This is a genomic window from Paraburkholderia tropica, from assembly GCF_914484835.1.
Taxonomy (GTDB): Bacteria; Pseudomonadota; Gammaproteobacteria; order Burkholderiales; family Burkholderiaceae; genus Paraburkholderia; species Paraburkholderia tropica_A.
On the sequence record NZ_CAJZAR010000077.1, the window covers coordinates 64,526 to 79,226 of the forward strand.

Genomic DNA, 14,701 nt, shown 5'->3' on the forward strand with positions numbered 1-14,701 from the left:
ACTCGACCTCGATCAAGAAGCCTTACCGCTCCGAACGCAAGGTTGACGAAAAATCGCGTAAGGTTGACGATCTTTTCACATAAGGTTGTCATAGGTGACTTATGATCAGCACGGTCCGGGAGAAGGGCGAAATAGTGCGCCGGTTCATACTGGAGCACGTCGAAGACCATAACGGCGACATCGCCTCACTGGCAGCCGAAAAGTTCGGAATCACCCGGCAAGCGGTCAACAAACACCTGACACGACTGCGCGAGCAAGGCACGATCACCATGGAAGGTACGGGCCGTGCGGCGCGCTACAAGCTCGTTCCGCTTTCCCAGCAGACCTTCGCCTATGAGATCAGCGACGCTCTCGCAGAAGATATCGCCTGGCGTCTGGACATCCACGACACCATTTCGCCCTTACCCGACAACGTATTGAATATCTGGCATCACGGTTTCACCGAGATGTTCAACAACGCCATCGATCACTCAGGCGGCGAAACTATTGCGGTTCGGGTCACCAAAACGGCGATCTCGACTGAAATCATCGTTTCCGATGACGGCGTGGGGATCTTCAAGAAGATTCAGGGCGAACTTGGCCTGCTCGACGAACGCCACGCCATCTTCGAGCTTGCGAAAGGCAAACTGACGACCGATCCTCGCAATCACTCCGGCGAAGGTATCTTCTTCGCGTCGCGCATGTTCGATAAGTTCGAGATACTTTCCGGCGGTCTGTATTTCAGTCACGAACGCGACAAGCCAGAAGACTGGTTACTCGAACGATCGCGGGCGCACTCCGGGACCGCGGTGTTCATGGAATTGAATAACCATACGGCACGGACCACCAGGAAAGTCTTCGACGAGTTCACCGAGAGCGACGACTACACGTTCAACAAGACGATCGTGCCCGTCAACCTCGCGAGATATGGCGCGGACGAACTTACTTCGCGCTCGCAGGCGAAACGATTGCTGGCGCGAGTCGAACTTTTCAAACACGTCATTTTCGACTTCGATGAAGTCGACGCCATTGGCCAGGCATTCGCCGATCAAATTTTCCGGGTCTTCGCCAATGAACACCCGGAGATCAAACTTGTACCGATCAACACGAATGCCTACGTCAAAAGCATGATCACGCGCGCGCTTGCGGCGAAGATCGAAGATTAATGCGCGCGGCGGCAACTTGTTGCAATTCGGGCGTGACGTGACAGCACACCAACAAAAAAGGGGCGCCCGCAAGCGCCCCTTTTTCATTTACACCACTCAATCCCGCATCACTGATAGAAGTTCATCGTGACCATCGCCGAGCGGCCCGGCGCCCAGGTTGCGTAGATCGGATACGCGCTCTGGTAATACTTCTTGTCGAAGATATTGTTCACGTTGAGCTGCAAATCGATCTTCTTCGACACGCGCCACGTCGCCGAGGCGTCGAAGCGTGCGTAGCCCGGCGTCCACTTGCGCGAAGTCGCCGACACCGATGCATACGTCAGACTCGACACCGTCGCGCCCGCGCCGATGTTCAGCTTCGGCAGCACGTCATAGCTCGTCCACAGCGTGAAGTTGTGCTTGGGCACCATCACCATCGGCAGGCCGGAGAGCGCAGGGCTCGTCGGGCCCGCGTTGGTCGTGATCGCATCGAGATACGAGTAACCGCCGAACACGGCCCACTTCTCCGTCACGTTACCCGCGAAACCGAACTCGAAGCCGCGCACGCGCTGCGAGCCTGCGTTGATCGTGCCGCCCAGGCCGTCGCTGACGCGCGCGTTGGTCTTGTCGGTCTGGAACAGCGCCGTGGTCAGCGACAGACGGCGATCGAGCACGTCCCACTTCGCGCCCACTTCGATGTTGCGCGAGCGCTCGGGCGCGAGGTCCTGGTTGGTCGCCGTGATCTGGTCGGTGCCGCCGCCCAGACCCGAGTTCGCGCCCGGCGGATTCGCCGAGGTGCCATACGACGCGTACAGGCTCACCGTGTTGATCGGCTTGAACACGAGGCCGAACTGATAGCTGAACAGGTTCGACGTGTTGTTCAGATTCGCCACGCCCGCCTGCTCGGCGGTCACGTCGTAGCGGTCGAAGCGCATGCCCGCGTTGAAGATCCAGCGCTCGGAAAGCTGCACGCTGTCGAACAGATACGCGGAGGCGATATTGGTCTGCGTGTGCGTCGCCGGGCCGGGGAAGCTCTTGTCGCCGTTCAGCAGGATGCTACCGGTCCAGGGATTGTCCGGGTTCCAGCTGCCGAGCGGCGTGCAGTTGTACGCCACCGAGCACGGCCCGCCCGAGCGGATGTTGTTGCCCTTCGAATCGGTGACCAGATAGCCCTCGTAGAGGTCCTGCTCGTGGCTGAACTCCACGCCCGCGGTGAGCGTGTGGCGCATGCCGTAGAGATCGAACTTGCCGTTCGCCTCGGTCTGGTTCGACACGCTATTGGTCGCGTACTTGCCGCTCTTGGCCTGCAGGCTGAGGATGTTCGAGGTCGCGCTCGTGAGCTGCGGATTGGTCGCCACGTAGTCGAGCGTCGAACGGCCGAACATCGTCGTGTTCTTGATCTTCCACGCGTCGTTGATGCGGTGCTCGACCTTCACTTCACCCGTGTCGGTCTGGCCGTAGCGATAGTCGCGCGAGTTCAGGCCGTAGAACTGGCTGCGGTCGCTCTGCACCGGCGTGCCGCCCGTCGAGCGGAACGGCACGCTGAAGTCCGGCATGTCGTAGGTGTTCAGGTGGTAGTAGCTCAGCGTGACCGTGGTCGGCGAGTTCAGGCCGAACGCGATCGAGGGCGCCACGCCCCAGCGCTTGCTGTAGACGTTGGTGCGGCCCGCCTGGTCGGCGTCGTGGCCCATCACGTTGAGGCGGAACGCCGTGGTGTCGTTGAACTTCTGGTTCCAGTCGATGGTCGCGCGGCGATAGCTGTCCGTGCCCAGCCCGATGCTGCCGTTGATGAAGTTATCGGCCTGCGGCGTCTTGGTCGTGATGTCGATGCTGCCGCCCACCGAGCCGCGTCCCGCGTACACCGAATCCGGGCCCTTCACGACGCTGATGTTCTCGACGTCGAAGGTCTCGCGGTTCTGCACGCCCGAGTCGCGCATGCCGTCGACGAAGATCGAGTTGCGCGATTCGAAGCCGCGAATCACCGGACGGTCCGCCGACGGATTCGCGGCCGCGTCGCCGCCGAGGAAGGTGATGCCCGGCACCGTGCGCAGCGCGTCCTGGAACGTCGACACGTTCTTCTGCTTGAGCACCTCCTCCGGGATCACCGTGATCGAACGCGGCGTGTCGATGAGCGGCGACGTGAACTTGTACGACGAAAGCGTCTTCGTCTGCATGTCCGAAGGCGCCGACGAACTCACCTTGACGGCGGGCAGCATGGCGTCGGCGGCGTTCGGCGTGGGCGTCGTGGTGGCCGTGCTGGCCGCGGCTGCGGCGCTGGCGGAAGCGGGCTCGGCAGGTGCGGCTTGCGCATGCGCGGCGGTCGCGGCGAAGAATCCAGAGCAATAGAGGGCTGCGACGGACGCGACTGTGCGCATCCGACTCGGGATGTGAGCGGACATGGTGAGCGGCTTGATCGAAGGCGGAAACGGGATAGAGCCGAGCGTCACGCGCCACGCAACCCTTCCGGAATCCTGTGATTTATGTTATTTGCAAATGAGGATGATTCTCATTCGCTGTCGCAATTGTAATTACATGTTAATTTTCTGTAAACACTGATTACGAAATATGTCGGCGCGGACGCGCCGCGCGTGTCGCCATTCGTTGCCGGCGTGAGCGATCGGCGAATACGTTTCGGACGCGCCGCGCGCACCGGGAGCCGGTATGATGGCGGGCCGCGCTTTGCGCGCCGCCCCGCGCGGCGAAGCGCCCACGCATTCATTCACGACGACTCAGAGGAAGACCGCCATGACGGCAGCAACGCAATTCGACCAGGTTTCCGTAATCCGCAAAGCGAACGTGTACTTCGACGGCAAGTGCGTCTCGCACACGGTGCTGTTCGCGGACGGCACGCGCAAGACGCTCGGCGTGATCCTGCCTGGCCAGCTGAATTTCGGCACCGACGCGCCCGAGCTGATGGAAGTGCAAGCCGGCAAGTGCCGCATCCGTCTCGACGGCAGCGAAGAATGGAAGACCTACGCAGCGGGCGAGTCGTTCTCGGTGCCGGGCAAGAGCCGCTTCGACATCGACGTGATCGAAACGCTCGACTACTGCTGCAGCTATCTGTGAACGCAGTGAGCGCCATGAACGTGTAGGCGCTCCGCGCAGATGCAACAACGCCCGCCGTGCCTCGTGCACGGCGGGCGTTTTTCATGGCTTCGACATCACGCGCCGAGGTCGGCCAGCGGATGGTCCTCCACGCGCCACGGCGACGCGAGAAATTGCTGCACGCGTTGCTCGCGCAATTCGGCGAGCGTCGCGGGCGCCCAGCGCGGCGCGCGGTCCTTGTCGACGAGATGCGCGCGCACGCCCTCGCAGAAGTCGCCCGCCTCGATCGCGTGCACGACGATACCCAGCTCCATGCGGAAGCTTTCCGCGAGCGTCGCATGACGGCCGCGCAGCAGCGCCTCGCGCGTGACTTCGAGCATCGTCGGCGAATAATGCGTGAGCGCGTCGAGCGTGGCTTCGAGCCACTGGCGCTCATCGTCGGCCAGGTCGGCGGGCTCGCGTTCGAGATCGGCGCGCAGCGAGGCGACGATCTGCTCGACGCGCGCGCGCCGGTCGAAGTGACGCGCGATCAGCGGCTCGCGCGCGGCCAGCGGACTCGCGTTCGCGTCGTCGCCAGGCGTCTCGAACACCCGCCGCAGCGCGTCGTACACGCCGTCGTCGAACGACACCTGCGCGAGCCGCGCCTCGTAGCCGTCGAGCCAGTCGCCCGGCACGCAGGCGTCGGCGAGATGCACGTGCAGCGCGTCCGCGCCGTTGAGCATCGCGCCGGTCAGCCCGACGTAAAGCTCGAAGTGCGCGGGCATTCGCGCGAGAAAATGTGTGGCGCCCACATCGGGCAACAGGCCGATGCGCGTCTCGGGCATCGCGATCTTCGTGCGCGAGGTCGCCACGCGCAGCGACGCCGCCTGGCCGAGCCCCATGCCGCCGCCCATCGTCACGCCGTCGAGCAGCGCGACGACCGGTTTGTCGAAGGTATGCAGCGCGTAATCGAGCCGGTATTCGTCGACGAAAAACTGCTGCCAGCCGTCTTCGCCGAACCGCTCGCCCGCGCGCGCGAGCCGGTCGATCGCGCGCACGTCGCCGCCCGCGCAAAAGCCCTTCGGCCCCGCGCCTTCGAGCACGAGCGCGACGACATCGCGGTCGTGACGCGCGCGTTCGAGCAGCACGGCCAGCTCGCGCACCATCGCGTGCGAGAGCGCGTTGAGCGCGGCGGGACGATTGAGCGTGACGATCGCGACGCGATTGACCACGCGGTACAGCACTTCGCCGTCCGCTGGCGTTTGCGCCTCCGTTTCCCCAACGGCCAGCCGCGTGGCTTCCGGCCGTGCATTCATTACTTAGCTCTCCGTTTCAATATGCCAGCGCGGTTTGCGTTTTTCCAGAAAGGCGTTGACGCCCTCGCGCTGGTTGGGCGAATCGAACAAATCGACGAAACGCTCGCGCTCGACCGCGAGCGCCGCGCCGCGCGGCACGCCGTTGCGCGCCTGATGAATCAGCGATTTGCTGAACGTGACCGCTTGCGGACTCAGCCCCGCGACGCGCGCGGCCATCGCAAGCGCGGCCTCGCGCGCGCCGCCTTGCGGCACCACTTCCTCGACGAGACCGATGCGCAGCGCCGTGGCCGCATCCACGCGCTCGCCCGTGAGAATGATGCGCTTGGCCCAGCCTTCGCCGACGAGCCAGGGCAGCGTCTGCGTGCCGCATCCGCACGGCAGCAAACCCACGGCGGGCTCGGGCAGCGCCATCTGCGCGTGTTCTTCGGCCACGCGGATATCGCAGGCGAGCGCACATTCGAGACCGCCGCCCATCGCATAGCCGTTGATGGCCGCGAAGGTCACCGCGCGCGCGCTTTGCAGCGTCTCGAACGCCGCGCCGAACGCCGTGGCCGCCGTGCGCGCGGCTTCGCGGTCGCCGTCGGCGAAGGCGTTCAGATCGGCGCCTGCGCTAAAAAACTTCGGCCCATTGCCCGTGACGACAATGGCGCGCACCTGCGCCTCGCGGTCGAACGCTTCGACGACCTGCTGAAACTGCCGCAAGCCGTCCACGGTAAAGGCGTTCGCGGGCGGCCGCGCAAGCGTGATGAGCGCGACCGCGCCTTCATGCAGATACTCGAATTCGATCATGGCGTGACTCCATGCGCGCGCGGGCTCAGCCGCGCAGTTCGGGGAAATCCTCTTCCCAGTATTCGTCGGGCTGGCGCGCGGTGTCGGGCGTGCGGTCCATCTCGCGCCGGCGCAGTTCGACGCGGCGGATCTTGCCCGAAATCGTCTTCGGCAAATCGCTGAATTGCAGGCGGCGAATGCGCTTGTACGGCGCGAGTTTCTCGCGCGAAAAGCGGAACACTTCGCGCGCGAGATCGGGGCCGATCTCATAGCCCTGACGCACGATCACGAACGCCTTCGGCACCGAGAGGCGCAGTTCGTCGGGACTCGGCACCACCGCCGCTTCGGCAATCGCCTCGTGCTCGATCAGCACGCTTTCGAGTTCGAACGGACTGAGCCGGTAATCGGACGACTTGAACACATCGTCGGCGCGGCCCACGTAGACGTAGTAGCCGTCCTCGCCGCGCATCGCCACATCGGACGTGTGGTAGTAGCCGTTGCGCATGGCGTACTCGGTCGCCTTCGCGTTGTTCGCGTAGCCGGTCATCAGGCCGAGCGGACGCAGCGTCGAATCCGGCCCGAGCGGCAGCGCGATTTCGCCTTCGCTCACGGGCTGATCGTCGGGATCGACGAGTTCGACGCGATAGCCCGGCAACGGCCGCCCCATCGATCCGGCCACCACGGGCTGGCCCGGCGAATTGCCGATCTGACAGGTGGTTTCGGTCTGGCCGTAACCGTCGCGGATCGTGATGTTCCAGGCGTGGCGCACGCGCTCGATGATCTCGGGATTGAGCGGCTCGCCCGCGCCGACGATCTCGCGCAGCTTCACCGGATAGCTCGCGAGCGGCTCCTGCACGAGCATGCGCCACACGGTCGGCGGCGCGCACAGCGTGGTCACGCCGCATTGCACGATCGCGTTCAGCGTGTCTTTCGGCACGAAGCGCGCGTAGTTGTAGACGAACACGCAGGCCTGCGCATTCCAAGGCGCGAAGAAGCAGCTCCACGCGTGCTTGGCCCAGCCCGGCGAGCTGATGTTCCAGTGCACGTCGCCGGGCACGAGGCCGATCCAGTACATCGTCGACAGATGGCCGACCGGATAGCTCTGATGCGTGTGCTCAACGAGCTTGGGCTTCGAAGTCGTGCCCGAGGTGAAGTAGAGCAGCATCGGATCGCTGGCGCGCGTGGGGCCGTCGGGCGCGAACGCGGCGCTCGCCTCATAGGCGCGCGACAGATCGATCCACGGCGCGCCGACGTTCGGCGCGCCCACCGCGATACGCTTCACGTTCGCATCCAGCGTGTCGAATTTCGCGAGTTCGGCTGCATCCACCACGACGTATTGCGCGCCGCCCGCTTCCACGCGCTCGCGCACGTCGTCGGGCGAAAGCTGCGTGGTGGCGGGCAGCACCACGGCGCCGAGCTTCATCGCCGCGAGCATCACGTCCCAGAGTTCGACGCGGTTCGGCAGCATCAGCAACAGCCGGTCGCCGCGCCCCACGCCCTGCTCGCGCAGGAAATTCGCCACGCGCGCCGAGCGCTCGGCCATTTGCGCATAGGAATATTGCGTGCCGCCGTTCGCGAGATCGTCGACGATCCAGAGCGCCGGATTCGCATTGCCGCGCGCGATCACGTCGAAGTAGTCGAGCGCCCAGTTGAACGTATCGAGCGTCGGCCACGCGAATTCCGCGTAAGCGCGCGCGTAGTCGGTGCGGTGACGCTGCAGCAGATCGCGTGCGTCGATGAAGGCCTGCGCGGAAGGGGTGAACCCGGTCATCGTCGTCTCCAGTCTCTATCGTTTATTTATTTAGCCATCCTTTTCAACTTCATCGCGCTTCGTCAAAGCTGACGCGCGATCACCATGCGCTGCACTTCGCTCGTGCCCTCGTAAATCTGCGTGATGCGTGCGTCGCGGTAATGGCGCTCGACCGGATAGTCGTTGAGGAAGCCATAGCCGCCGTGAATCTGGATCGCGTGCGAACACACTTCCTCGGCCATTTCCGACGCGTAGAGCTTGGCCTGCGAAGCCTCCGACAAACACGGCTTGCCGAGCGTGCGCAGGCGCGCCGCGTGATGCACGAGATGGCGCGCGGCGTTGATGCGCGTGTGCATGTCCGCCAGCATGTTCGCGACGCTTTGATGCTTGATGAGCGGCTCGCCGAACTGCACGCGCTCGTGCGCGTAGGTGCGCGCCGCGTCGAAGGCCGCGCGCGCGATGCCCAGCGCCTGCGCCGCGATGCCGATGCGCCCGCCTTCGAGATTCGAGAGCGCGATTTTCAGGCCCTCGCCGCGCTGGCCGAGCAGATTCGCTTCGGGAATCGCGCAATCGACGAAGGCAATCGGACAGGTGTCCGAGGCGCGAATGCCCATTTTCTTTTCGGGCGGCCCGACATTGAAGCCCGGCGTATCGGTCGGCACCACGAACGCGGAAATGCCGCGCTTGCCCGCGTCCGGGTCGGTGACCGCGAACACGATCGCGAGGCTCGCACGCGCGCCATTGGTCACGAACTGCTTGTTGCCGTTGAGCACCCACTGGCCGTCGCGCAACTCGGCGCGCGTGCGCAGATTGTTCGCCTCGGAGCCCGCCTGCGGCTCGGTCAGGCAGAACGCGCCGATCATCTCGCCGCTCGCGAGCTTCGCGAGCCAGCGGTCCTTCTGCGCGTCGGTGCCGTATTGCAGGATCGGGCCGCAGCCGACCGAGTTGTGCACGCTCATGAGCGTCGCGCACGAGGCGCAGCCCGCCGCGATCTCCTCCATCGCGAGCGCATAGGCCACGTAGTCGGTGTACGAACCGCCCTGCTCCTGCGGCACGATCATGCCGAGCAGGCCCAGTTCGCCCAGTTGCGCGACCACCTCGTCGGGCAGCCTGGCGTCGCGGTCCCATTGCGCCGCGTGGGGCGCGAGGCGCTCCGTGGCGAAATCGCGCGCCGCGTCGCGGATCATGCGCTGGTCTTCGGTATAGAACTCGTCCATGTTTGTCCCCTTCGTGTCTCGTGCCGCGCGGCGCGTGTCGTGGATCGGCGTCGTCCACAGCCTTGCTGCCACTGTGGCCCCGGCCGCGCACCGCTGCAAGGCTCGCGAAAAGTTTAGGCATCGGCGCACTGGCGTTCGATGCCCGCCACGATCAAACTGACTGAGCGGATTTACCATATCGTCTGCGACAACCCCACCGGAGGCCAGTCCTTGCAGTCAGGGAAAACCAGCAGAGTGAGCGAAAAAGGCACGATTGCGATGAGTCTCGTCAACGAGACGCTGGCGCTCGCGCGTGCCCAGGGACTCGATGTATCGCCGGTTCTCGATGCCGCGGGCATCGGCGCCGACCAGCTCGACGCGCCGCGCGCGCGCATCAGCGCGGCGCAATACGGCGCGCTGTGGTCGGGCATCGCGCGCGCACTCGATGACGAATTCTTCGGCCAGGATTCGCACGCCATGAAAAGCGGCAGCTTCGTCGCGATGACGCACGCGGCGCTCGGCGCGCGCACGGGCCGCCAGGCGTTGCAGCGCACCGTCCACTTCATGCGCCTCGTGCTCGACGACCTCGCGGGCGAGATCGACATCGACGCCACGCGCGTGCGCGTCACGCTCGTGCATCGCGCGGGCGTGCGCGCGCCCGCGATGTTCGCCTACGCGACGTGGTTCATCCTCGTCTACGGCTTGCTGAGCTGGCTGGTCGGGCGGCGCATTCCGGTGGCGGCGGCGCGCTTTCGCTGCGCGCCGCCCGCCGACGCGCACGAATACCAGTCGATGATCTGCGACGACATCGGCTTCGATCAGCCCGAATCGTGGTTCGACCTCGCGCCCGCATTTCTCGATCTGCCCGTGATCCAGACGGCTAGCTCGGCGCGCGCGTTTCTGCGCAATGCGCCCGGCAATTTCGTCGTGAAGTACCGCAATCCGGGCGCGTTCGCGGCGCGTGTGCGCCGCGCGCTGCGCGCCCTGCCCGTGAGCGCGTGGCCGGACGCCGACGCCATCGCGCGCCTGCTCAACGTCGCGCCCGCGACGCTGCGGCGGCGGCTGCATCAGGAAGGCCAGCGCTGCCAGACGATCAAGGACGAGTTGCGCCGCGACCTCGCGCTGGCCGCGCTGCAAGACCCCACGCGCGCGGTCGCCGATGTGGCGGCCGCCGTCGGCTTCGCGGAACCGAGCGCCTTTCACCGGGCTTTCCGCAAGTGGACCGGCATGCGCCCCGGCGAATACCGCCAATCCCGTGAACGCGGCGCGGGGCGGGGCTGACGACATTCACGCGGCATAACGAAAGGCTCAATCATCCCTTTCGATTATCGGGATAGCACCTATACTTTTAAGGGTTATCCCTAAGACGAAAGGACGTATCATGACTTCCCTTTCACGTGCCGCGCTTGGCGTGTTCGCCGCCGCGTGCTGTTTCGCCTCGCTGCCGGCCTCCGCGCAGCCCTACGACCCCTCGCAGCCGATGACGCGCGCGCAAGTCCGCGCCGATCTCGTCGAGTGGCGCGCGGCAGGCTACGATCCGCTCGACTGGATCGATTACCCCGAAAACGCGCAGCGCGCGGGCGCCATCGTCGCGCAACGCCGCGCGGCACACGCAACGGGTGTCATGCCGCAATCGGTGCAGTAAGCGCTCACGTGCAGGCGCGCCACGGCATTCGCCCGCGCGCCAGACCCGCCGAAAGCGGGAATGACGGTCCGCTCCTCGCAGACGGCCCGGCGTGTGAGTGTTGTGCTGTTCGCGCGCCCTGATCGATCGCGATTTTCGTCTCGGTTCACCCCACGTTTTTTTCCAACGCTTTTGCCCCTTTTTTCGCCGGGCTTCCCGCCGCAGGGAAGTTGCGCGCGCATCCCTTTCTATCCTTACAGCACGCACTGTTGCAGCGCTTCCACGCGATTCGCGTCGGCATTTCGGCGCGGCGCGGACAATTGTTTACAATCCCGCCCGTAACCGCTTCAACCACACGATCCGCGCGACCCGGATGCGCTCCGCCGCCCGTCCGCCGACGCCGATCCCAACAACAAATCCACTGCTCGAATCTCAAGGCCCAACCTTCATGGACGCCATCAAACGCTATTTCGGCTTCGAAGAGGCAGGCACGAACCTGCGCACCGAAGTGCTCGCCGGCTTCACCACCTTCCTCACGATGGCCTACATCATCTTCGTGAACCCGGCGATCCTCGGCGACGCCGGCATGCCGAAGGAATCGGTGTTCGTCGCCACCTGCCTCGTCGCGGCGCTGGCGTCGATCATCATGGGCCTGTACGCGAACTATCCGATCGCGCTCGCGCCCGGCATGGGCCTGAACGCGTACTTCGCGTACGCGGTGGTCAAGGGCATGGGCTTCACGTGGCAAGCCGCGCTCGGCGCCGTGTTCATCTCGGGCTGCCTGTTCTTCATCGTCACGCTGCTGCGCGTGCGCGAGGCGATCATCAACGGGATTCCGCACTCGCTGCGGGTGGCGATCACCTCGGGTATCGGCCTCTTTCTCGCGATCATCTCGCTCAAGACCTCGGGCGTGATCGTCGGCAATCCGGCCACGCTGGTCGCGCTCGGCAACCTGCACGATCCGCACACGATCCTCGCGATCATCGGCTTCTTCGTGATCGTGACGCTCGACGTGCTCAAGGTGCGCGGCGCGATCCTGATCGGCATCGTGGGTGTGACGGTTCTGTCGTTCTTCTTCGGCGGCAACCAGTTCCACGGCATCTTCTCGGCGCCGCCCTCGATCGCGCCGACCTTCGCGCAACTCGACATCAAGGGCGCGCTCTCGACCGGCATCCTGAACGTGGTGCTGGTGTTCTTCCTCGTCGAACTGTTCGACGCGACCGGCACGCTGATGGGCGTCGCGAACCGCGCGGGCCTGCTCGTGCACGGCAAGATGCACCGACTGAACCGCGCGCTGCTCGCGGACAGCACCGCGATTCTCGCGGGTTCGGTGCTCGGCACCTCGTCGACGACGGCGTATATCGAAAGCGCCTCGGGCGTGCAAGCGGGCGGCCGCACGGGCGTCACCGCGCTGACCGTGGCCGTGCTGTTCCTCGCCTGCCTGTTCGTCGCGCCGCTCGCGGGCGTCGTGCCCGCCTACGCGACCGCGCCGGCGCTGCTCTACGTTTCGTGCCTGATGCTGCGCGAACTGGCCGACCTGCCCTGGGACGACGCCACCGAAGTCGTGCCCGCCGCGCTGACCGCGCTGGCGATGCCGTTCACGTACTCGATCGCCAACGGCGTCGCGTTCGGCTTCATCTCGTACGCGGGCCTGAAGCTGCTGACGGGCCGTCTGCGCGACGTGCGCCTGATCGTCTGGATCATCGCGGCGGTGTTCCTGTTCCGTTACTTCTATCTCGGCGGCGAGTGATGCCGGCGCGATAGAGGCGATAGACGCGATAGAGACAGCGTCTCGAATGAAACGGGCGGCCTGTGGGCCGCCCGTTTTGCGTTTACGTCACGGGGCTTCGCGGCAAATCTTCGGTAGCCACGTCAAGCTAAACGGTCATGCAGCCGCACGCCGCCGCGCGGGCTACTTATCATACGGAATTCACACCAGAACGATCCCCGCACAAAGGAGCCGTCCGTGGCCAGTTATCCCGCCGCCGCAGAACGCTATTCGAAGCCCGCCATCTTCTTTCACTGGATCATTTTCCTGCTCGTCGCGCTGGCCTATCTCGCGATCGAAATACGCGGGCCGAAAGGTTCGGACAGCCGCGCATTCTGGAGCAACGTGCATTTCTGGTGCGGCACGCTCGTGCTGGCGCTCGCGGTGCTGCGGCTCCTGTGGCGGCTCTGGCACGGCGCGCCGCAGGACATCGACTCGAACCGCGTGCTCACGTTTCTCTCGCGGCTCGTGCATCTGGCGCTCTATCTGTTTATCTTCGTGCAGCCGCTGCTCGGCATCCTGATGATCAACACCGCCGGGCGTCCGGTCACGCTCGCGGGCATCGACCTGCAGATCGTGCTGGTGGGCGCTGATCCCGTCGCGCGCCAGTTCATCAAGGAGGCGCACGAACTGATCGGCAATGCGTTCTACTGGGTGATCGGCGTGCATGCGCTCGCGGCCATCGGGCACCATCTGGTGTTCCGCGACAACACGCTGCGGCGCATGATTTAACGACGGTTCAAAAAACGACGGCTCAAAACGGCCACGCGCCCGCAAGAGGGGCGCGTGGCGTGATGAAGCGCCGGCGCAAGGCGTCCGGCGTGCAGAGGCGATGGGTGGGTTTCAGCGCATCGCGCGCTCAGACAAGCTCACTCAACTCAAGATCGTGCGCCGTGCGCCTGCACGAAACGCACGTAACCGCTGCGCAGCGTCAGGCACTGCGCGCGGGTTTCGGAAAGCAGCCTGCGCGCGACCGCCTCGATGCTCTCGCGATGATGATCGAACGCGTCGAGCATGTCCTCGGCACGCGGAGAAGCCGCGCCGAAGTGATCTTCCAGCGCCGCCGCCGTGATCGTACATTCCACCCTTTCCCCATCGATCATCGCCGGAAACGCCAACGTCAGTGCGCGTCCCGAATACTCAGGGACTTCATTCGGAAACTGGATCTGCATGGGAATGCCTCAGGTTGAGAGGTTCAGCGGGCCGCGCATTCAATGACTGCTCGTCACGACTTGTTGCTCCTCCTCGGCTTGCGCGCGGGACAACACATCAACCGCCGCGGATGCCGTCTTGCGCGACACGTTTGCGGCGGTTGATTGGATTCACTTTAGGACACTTCCTGCGGCCCGCAAGGACGACTTTGTCACACGGGCGAAACCTTCGTCGCGGCCCGATTTTCGCCGCGTGCGCAGCAGGCCGATGCGTGCGTGGGACCGAAAGCGCTGCAACAAAACCCCGCAAACGCGATTGCAGGCCGATAGACGCGCCGTTGCGCGCACAATCGGCACACAAACGTCCACTCCCGCACCCGCATCACGCGGGCGCATGCTGCATCGCAACGACGAGCGTGCGCGAACGCGGCCGCTCCAGACGTTACGACTCGCGATGCTGGCGATGCTCGATTTCGAGATCCTTCGGATGCACGGTCAGCATGACGACGAACGCGGCGATGCCGCCCGCCACCGTCGCCAGTCCGTAGACCACGACATCGTGCTTGTCGAAAAGCAGGCCGTGAATGGCTGCCGCGAGACCCGCCAGCGCGACGAAGACGGCGAGCGCCGCCACCAGGATCCTCAATTCGCCATGAACCATGACGCACTCCCCAAGGGAGCCGCGACGGCGCGAAATCATTTCTGCCCGACCTGCCCGCTGCGCCGCCGCCGGAACGCGCTCGACGCGCGTCCCTTCCTTCATCCTGGCACTCGCGTGCGCAAAGGCAAGCCGCACGTGCGCAGCGCCTGCCTGACCTGTCGGCGATGTGTCCGCGATGTGCCCGCCATCGTCCGCGATCGCCCAGGTTTGCCCGGATTCGCCCCGATGTGGCGCACGCGGCCCTTCCTGTACCATGAGGCGAGGCATCACGGCGCGCGCCGGCTTGTTGCGGCGCAGCGCGGCCACACAAGATTGGAGA

The 14,701-nt window shown here is 65.0% G+C and carries 13 protein-coding genes; 6 read left to right on the forward strand and 7 right to left on the reverse strand.

Translation table 11 applies throughout. From position 1 onward, the window contains the following. Nucleotides 1–101 precede the first annotated feature (101 nt). On the forward strand, nucleotides 102–1,145 hold the full coding sequence (locus LDO54_RS28690; protein ID WP_224014390.1) for an STAS-like domain-containing protein: 1,044 nt from the start codon (nucleotides 102–104) through the stop codon (nucleotides 1,143–1,145). Between the two features lie 107 nt (nucleotides 1,146–1,252). Here LDO54_RS28690 and LDO54_RS28695 read toward each other — a convergent pair whose 3' ends face one another. Continuing rightward, entirely contained in the window at nucleotides 1,253–3,499 is a 2,247-nt protein-coding gene (locus tag LDO54_RS28695) for a TonB-dependent receptor (RefSeq protein WP_436975708.1), read from the reverse strand. Between the two features lie 370 nt (nucleotides 3,500–3,869). Here LDO54_RS28695 and LDO54_RS28700 point away from each other — a divergent pair, with 370 nt between their 5' ends. Continuing rightward, a complete protein-coding gene (locus tag LDO54_RS28700; protein ID WP_224014394.1) occupies nucleotides 3,870–4,190 on the forward strand; it encodes a pyrimidine/purine nucleoside phosphorylase in 321 nt (106 codons plus the stop codon). Between the two features lie 95 nt (nucleotides 4,191–4,285). On the opposite strand, the gene LDO54_RS28705 is transcribed toward LDO54_RS28700, so the two are convergent. The 4 genes from LDO54_RS28705 to LDO54_RS28720 form a co-directional block, all read right to left on the reverse strand. Beyond that, the gene (locus tag LDO54_RS28705) at nucleotides 4,286–5,464 is read right to left on the reverse strand and encodes an enoyl-CoA hydratase/isomerase family protein (protein WP_224014396.1); all 1,179 of its coding nucleotides are present in this window, start codon (nucleotides 5,462–5,464) and stop codon (nucleotides 4,286–4,288) included. A 3-nt stretch (nucleotides 5,465–5,467) separates the two neighbouring features. Continuing rightward, nucleotides 5,468–6,253, reverse strand: a complete 786-nt coding sequence (locus LDO54_RS28710; protein WP_224014398.1) for an enoyl-CoA hydratase — start codon at nucleotides 6,251–6,253, stop codon at nucleotides 5,468–5,470. A 25-nt stretch (nucleotides 6,254–6,278) separates the two neighbouring features. Next, nucleotides 6,279–8,003, reverse strand: coding sequence for an AMP-binding protein (locus LDO54_RS28715; RefSeq protein ID WP_224014400.1), 1,725 nt, complete (start codon nucleotides 8,001–8,003; stop codon nucleotides 6,279–6,281). A 62-nt stretch (nucleotides 8,004–8,065) separates the two neighbouring features. Beyond that, a complete protein-coding gene (locus LDO54_RS28720) occupies nucleotides 8,066–9,199 on the reverse strand; it encodes an acyl-CoA dehydrogenase (protein ID WP_224014402.1) in 1,134 nt (377 codons plus the stop codon). 258 nt (nucleotides 9,200–9,457) lie between these two features. Between LDO54_RS28720 and LDO54_RS28725 the strand changes: the two genes are divergently transcribed. The 4 genes from LDO54_RS28725 to LDO54_RS28740 all read left to right on the forward strand — a co-directional run bounded on the left by LDO54_RS28725 (nucleotide 9,458) and on the right by LDO54_RS28740 (nucleotide 13,302). Continuing rightward, nucleotides 9,458–10,459, forward strand: coding sequence for an AraC family transcriptional regulator (locus tag LDO54_RS28725; protein WP_224014516.1), 1,002 nt, complete (start codon nucleotides 9,458–9,460; stop codon nucleotides 10,457–10,459). Between the two features lie 100 nt (nucleotides 10,460–10,559). Continuing rightward, nucleotides 10,560–10,823 (forward strand): DUF4148 domain-containing protein, encoded by a 264-nt coding sequence (locus LDO54_RS28730; protein ID WP_224014404.1) that lies wholly within the window; start codon nucleotides 10,560–10,562, stop codon nucleotides 10,821–10,823. Nucleotides 10,824–11,250: 427 nt separating this feature from the next. Then, a complete protein-coding gene (locus LDO54_RS28735; RefSeq protein ID WP_224014406.1) occupies nucleotides 11,251–12,552 on the forward strand; it encodes an NCS2 family permease in 1,302 nt (433 codons plus the stop codon). Nucleotides 12,553–12,768: 216 nt separating this feature from the next. After that, on the forward strand, nucleotides 12,769–13,302 hold the full coding sequence (locus LDO54_RS28740; protein WP_224014408.1) for a cytochrome b: 534 nt from the start codon (nucleotides 12,769–12,771) through the stop codon (nucleotides 13,300–13,302). A 146-nt stretch (nucleotides 13,303–13,448) separates the two neighbouring features. On the opposite strand, the gene LDO54_RS28745 is transcribed toward LDO54_RS28740, so the two are convergent. Continuing rightward, nucleotides 13,449–13,742: a DUF1488 domain-containing protein gene (locus LDO54_RS28745; protein ID WP_224014410.1), complete on the reverse strand. Its 294-nt coding sequence runs from the start codon at nucleotides 13,740–13,742 to the stop codon at nucleotides 13,449–13,451. 421 nt (nucleotides 13,743–14,163) lie between these two features. After that, nucleotides 14,164–14,688, reverse strand: coding sequence for a DUF2964 family protein (locus LDO54_RS39320; protein ID WP_436975709.1), 525 nt, complete (start codon nucleotides 14,686–14,688; stop codon nucleotides 14,164–14,166). Between the last annotated feature and the right edge of the window lie 13 nt (nucleotides 14,689–14,701).

Bases quoted from the DNA above. Each gene is read 5' to 3' on its own strand.
- LDO54_RS28690 (WP_224014390.1), top strand. From the start codon at position 102: ATGATCAGCACGGTCCGGGAGAAGGGCGAAATAGTGCGCCGGTTCATA.
- LDO54_RS28695 (WP_436975708.1), bottom strand. From the start codon at position 3,499: ATGCGCACAGTCGCGTCCGTCGCAGCCCTCTATTGCTCTGGATTCTTC.
- LDO54_RS28700 (WP_224014394.1), top strand. From the start codon at position 3,870: ATGACGGCAGCAACGCAATTCGACCAGGTTTCCGTAATCCGCAAAGCG.
- LDO54_RS28705 (WP_224014396.1), bottom strand. From the start codon at position 5,464: ATGAATGCACGGCCGGAAGCCACGCGGCTGGCCGTTGGGGAAACGGAG.
- LDO54_RS28710 (WP_224014398.1), bottom strand. From the start codon at position 6,253: ATGATCGAATTCGAGTATCTGCATGAAGGCGCGGTCGCGCTCATCACG.
- LDO54_RS28715 (WP_224014400.1), bottom strand. From the start codon at position 8,003: ATGACCGGGTTCACCCCTTCCGCGCAGGCCTTCATCGACGCACGCGAT.
- LDO54_RS28720 (WP_224014402.1), bottom strand. From the start codon at position 9,199: ATGGACGAGTTCTATACCGAAGACCAGCGCATGATCCGCGACGCGGCG.
- LDO54_RS28725 (WP_224014516.1), top strand. From the start codon at position 9,458: ATGAGTCTCGTCAACGAGACGCTGGCGCTCGCGCGTGCCCAGGGACTC.
- LDO54_RS28730 (WP_224014404.1), top strand. From the start codon at position 10,560: ATGACTTCCCTTTCACGTGCCGCGCTTGGCGTGTTCGCCGCCGCGTGC.
- LDO54_RS28735 (WP_224014406.1), top strand. From the start codon at position 11,251: ATGGACGCCATCAAACGCTATTTCGGCTTCGAAGAGGCAGGCACGAAC.
- LDO54_RS28745 (WP_224014410.1), bottom strand. From the start codon at position 13,742: ATGCAGATCCAGTTTCCGAATGAAGTCCCTGAGTATTCGGGACGCGCA.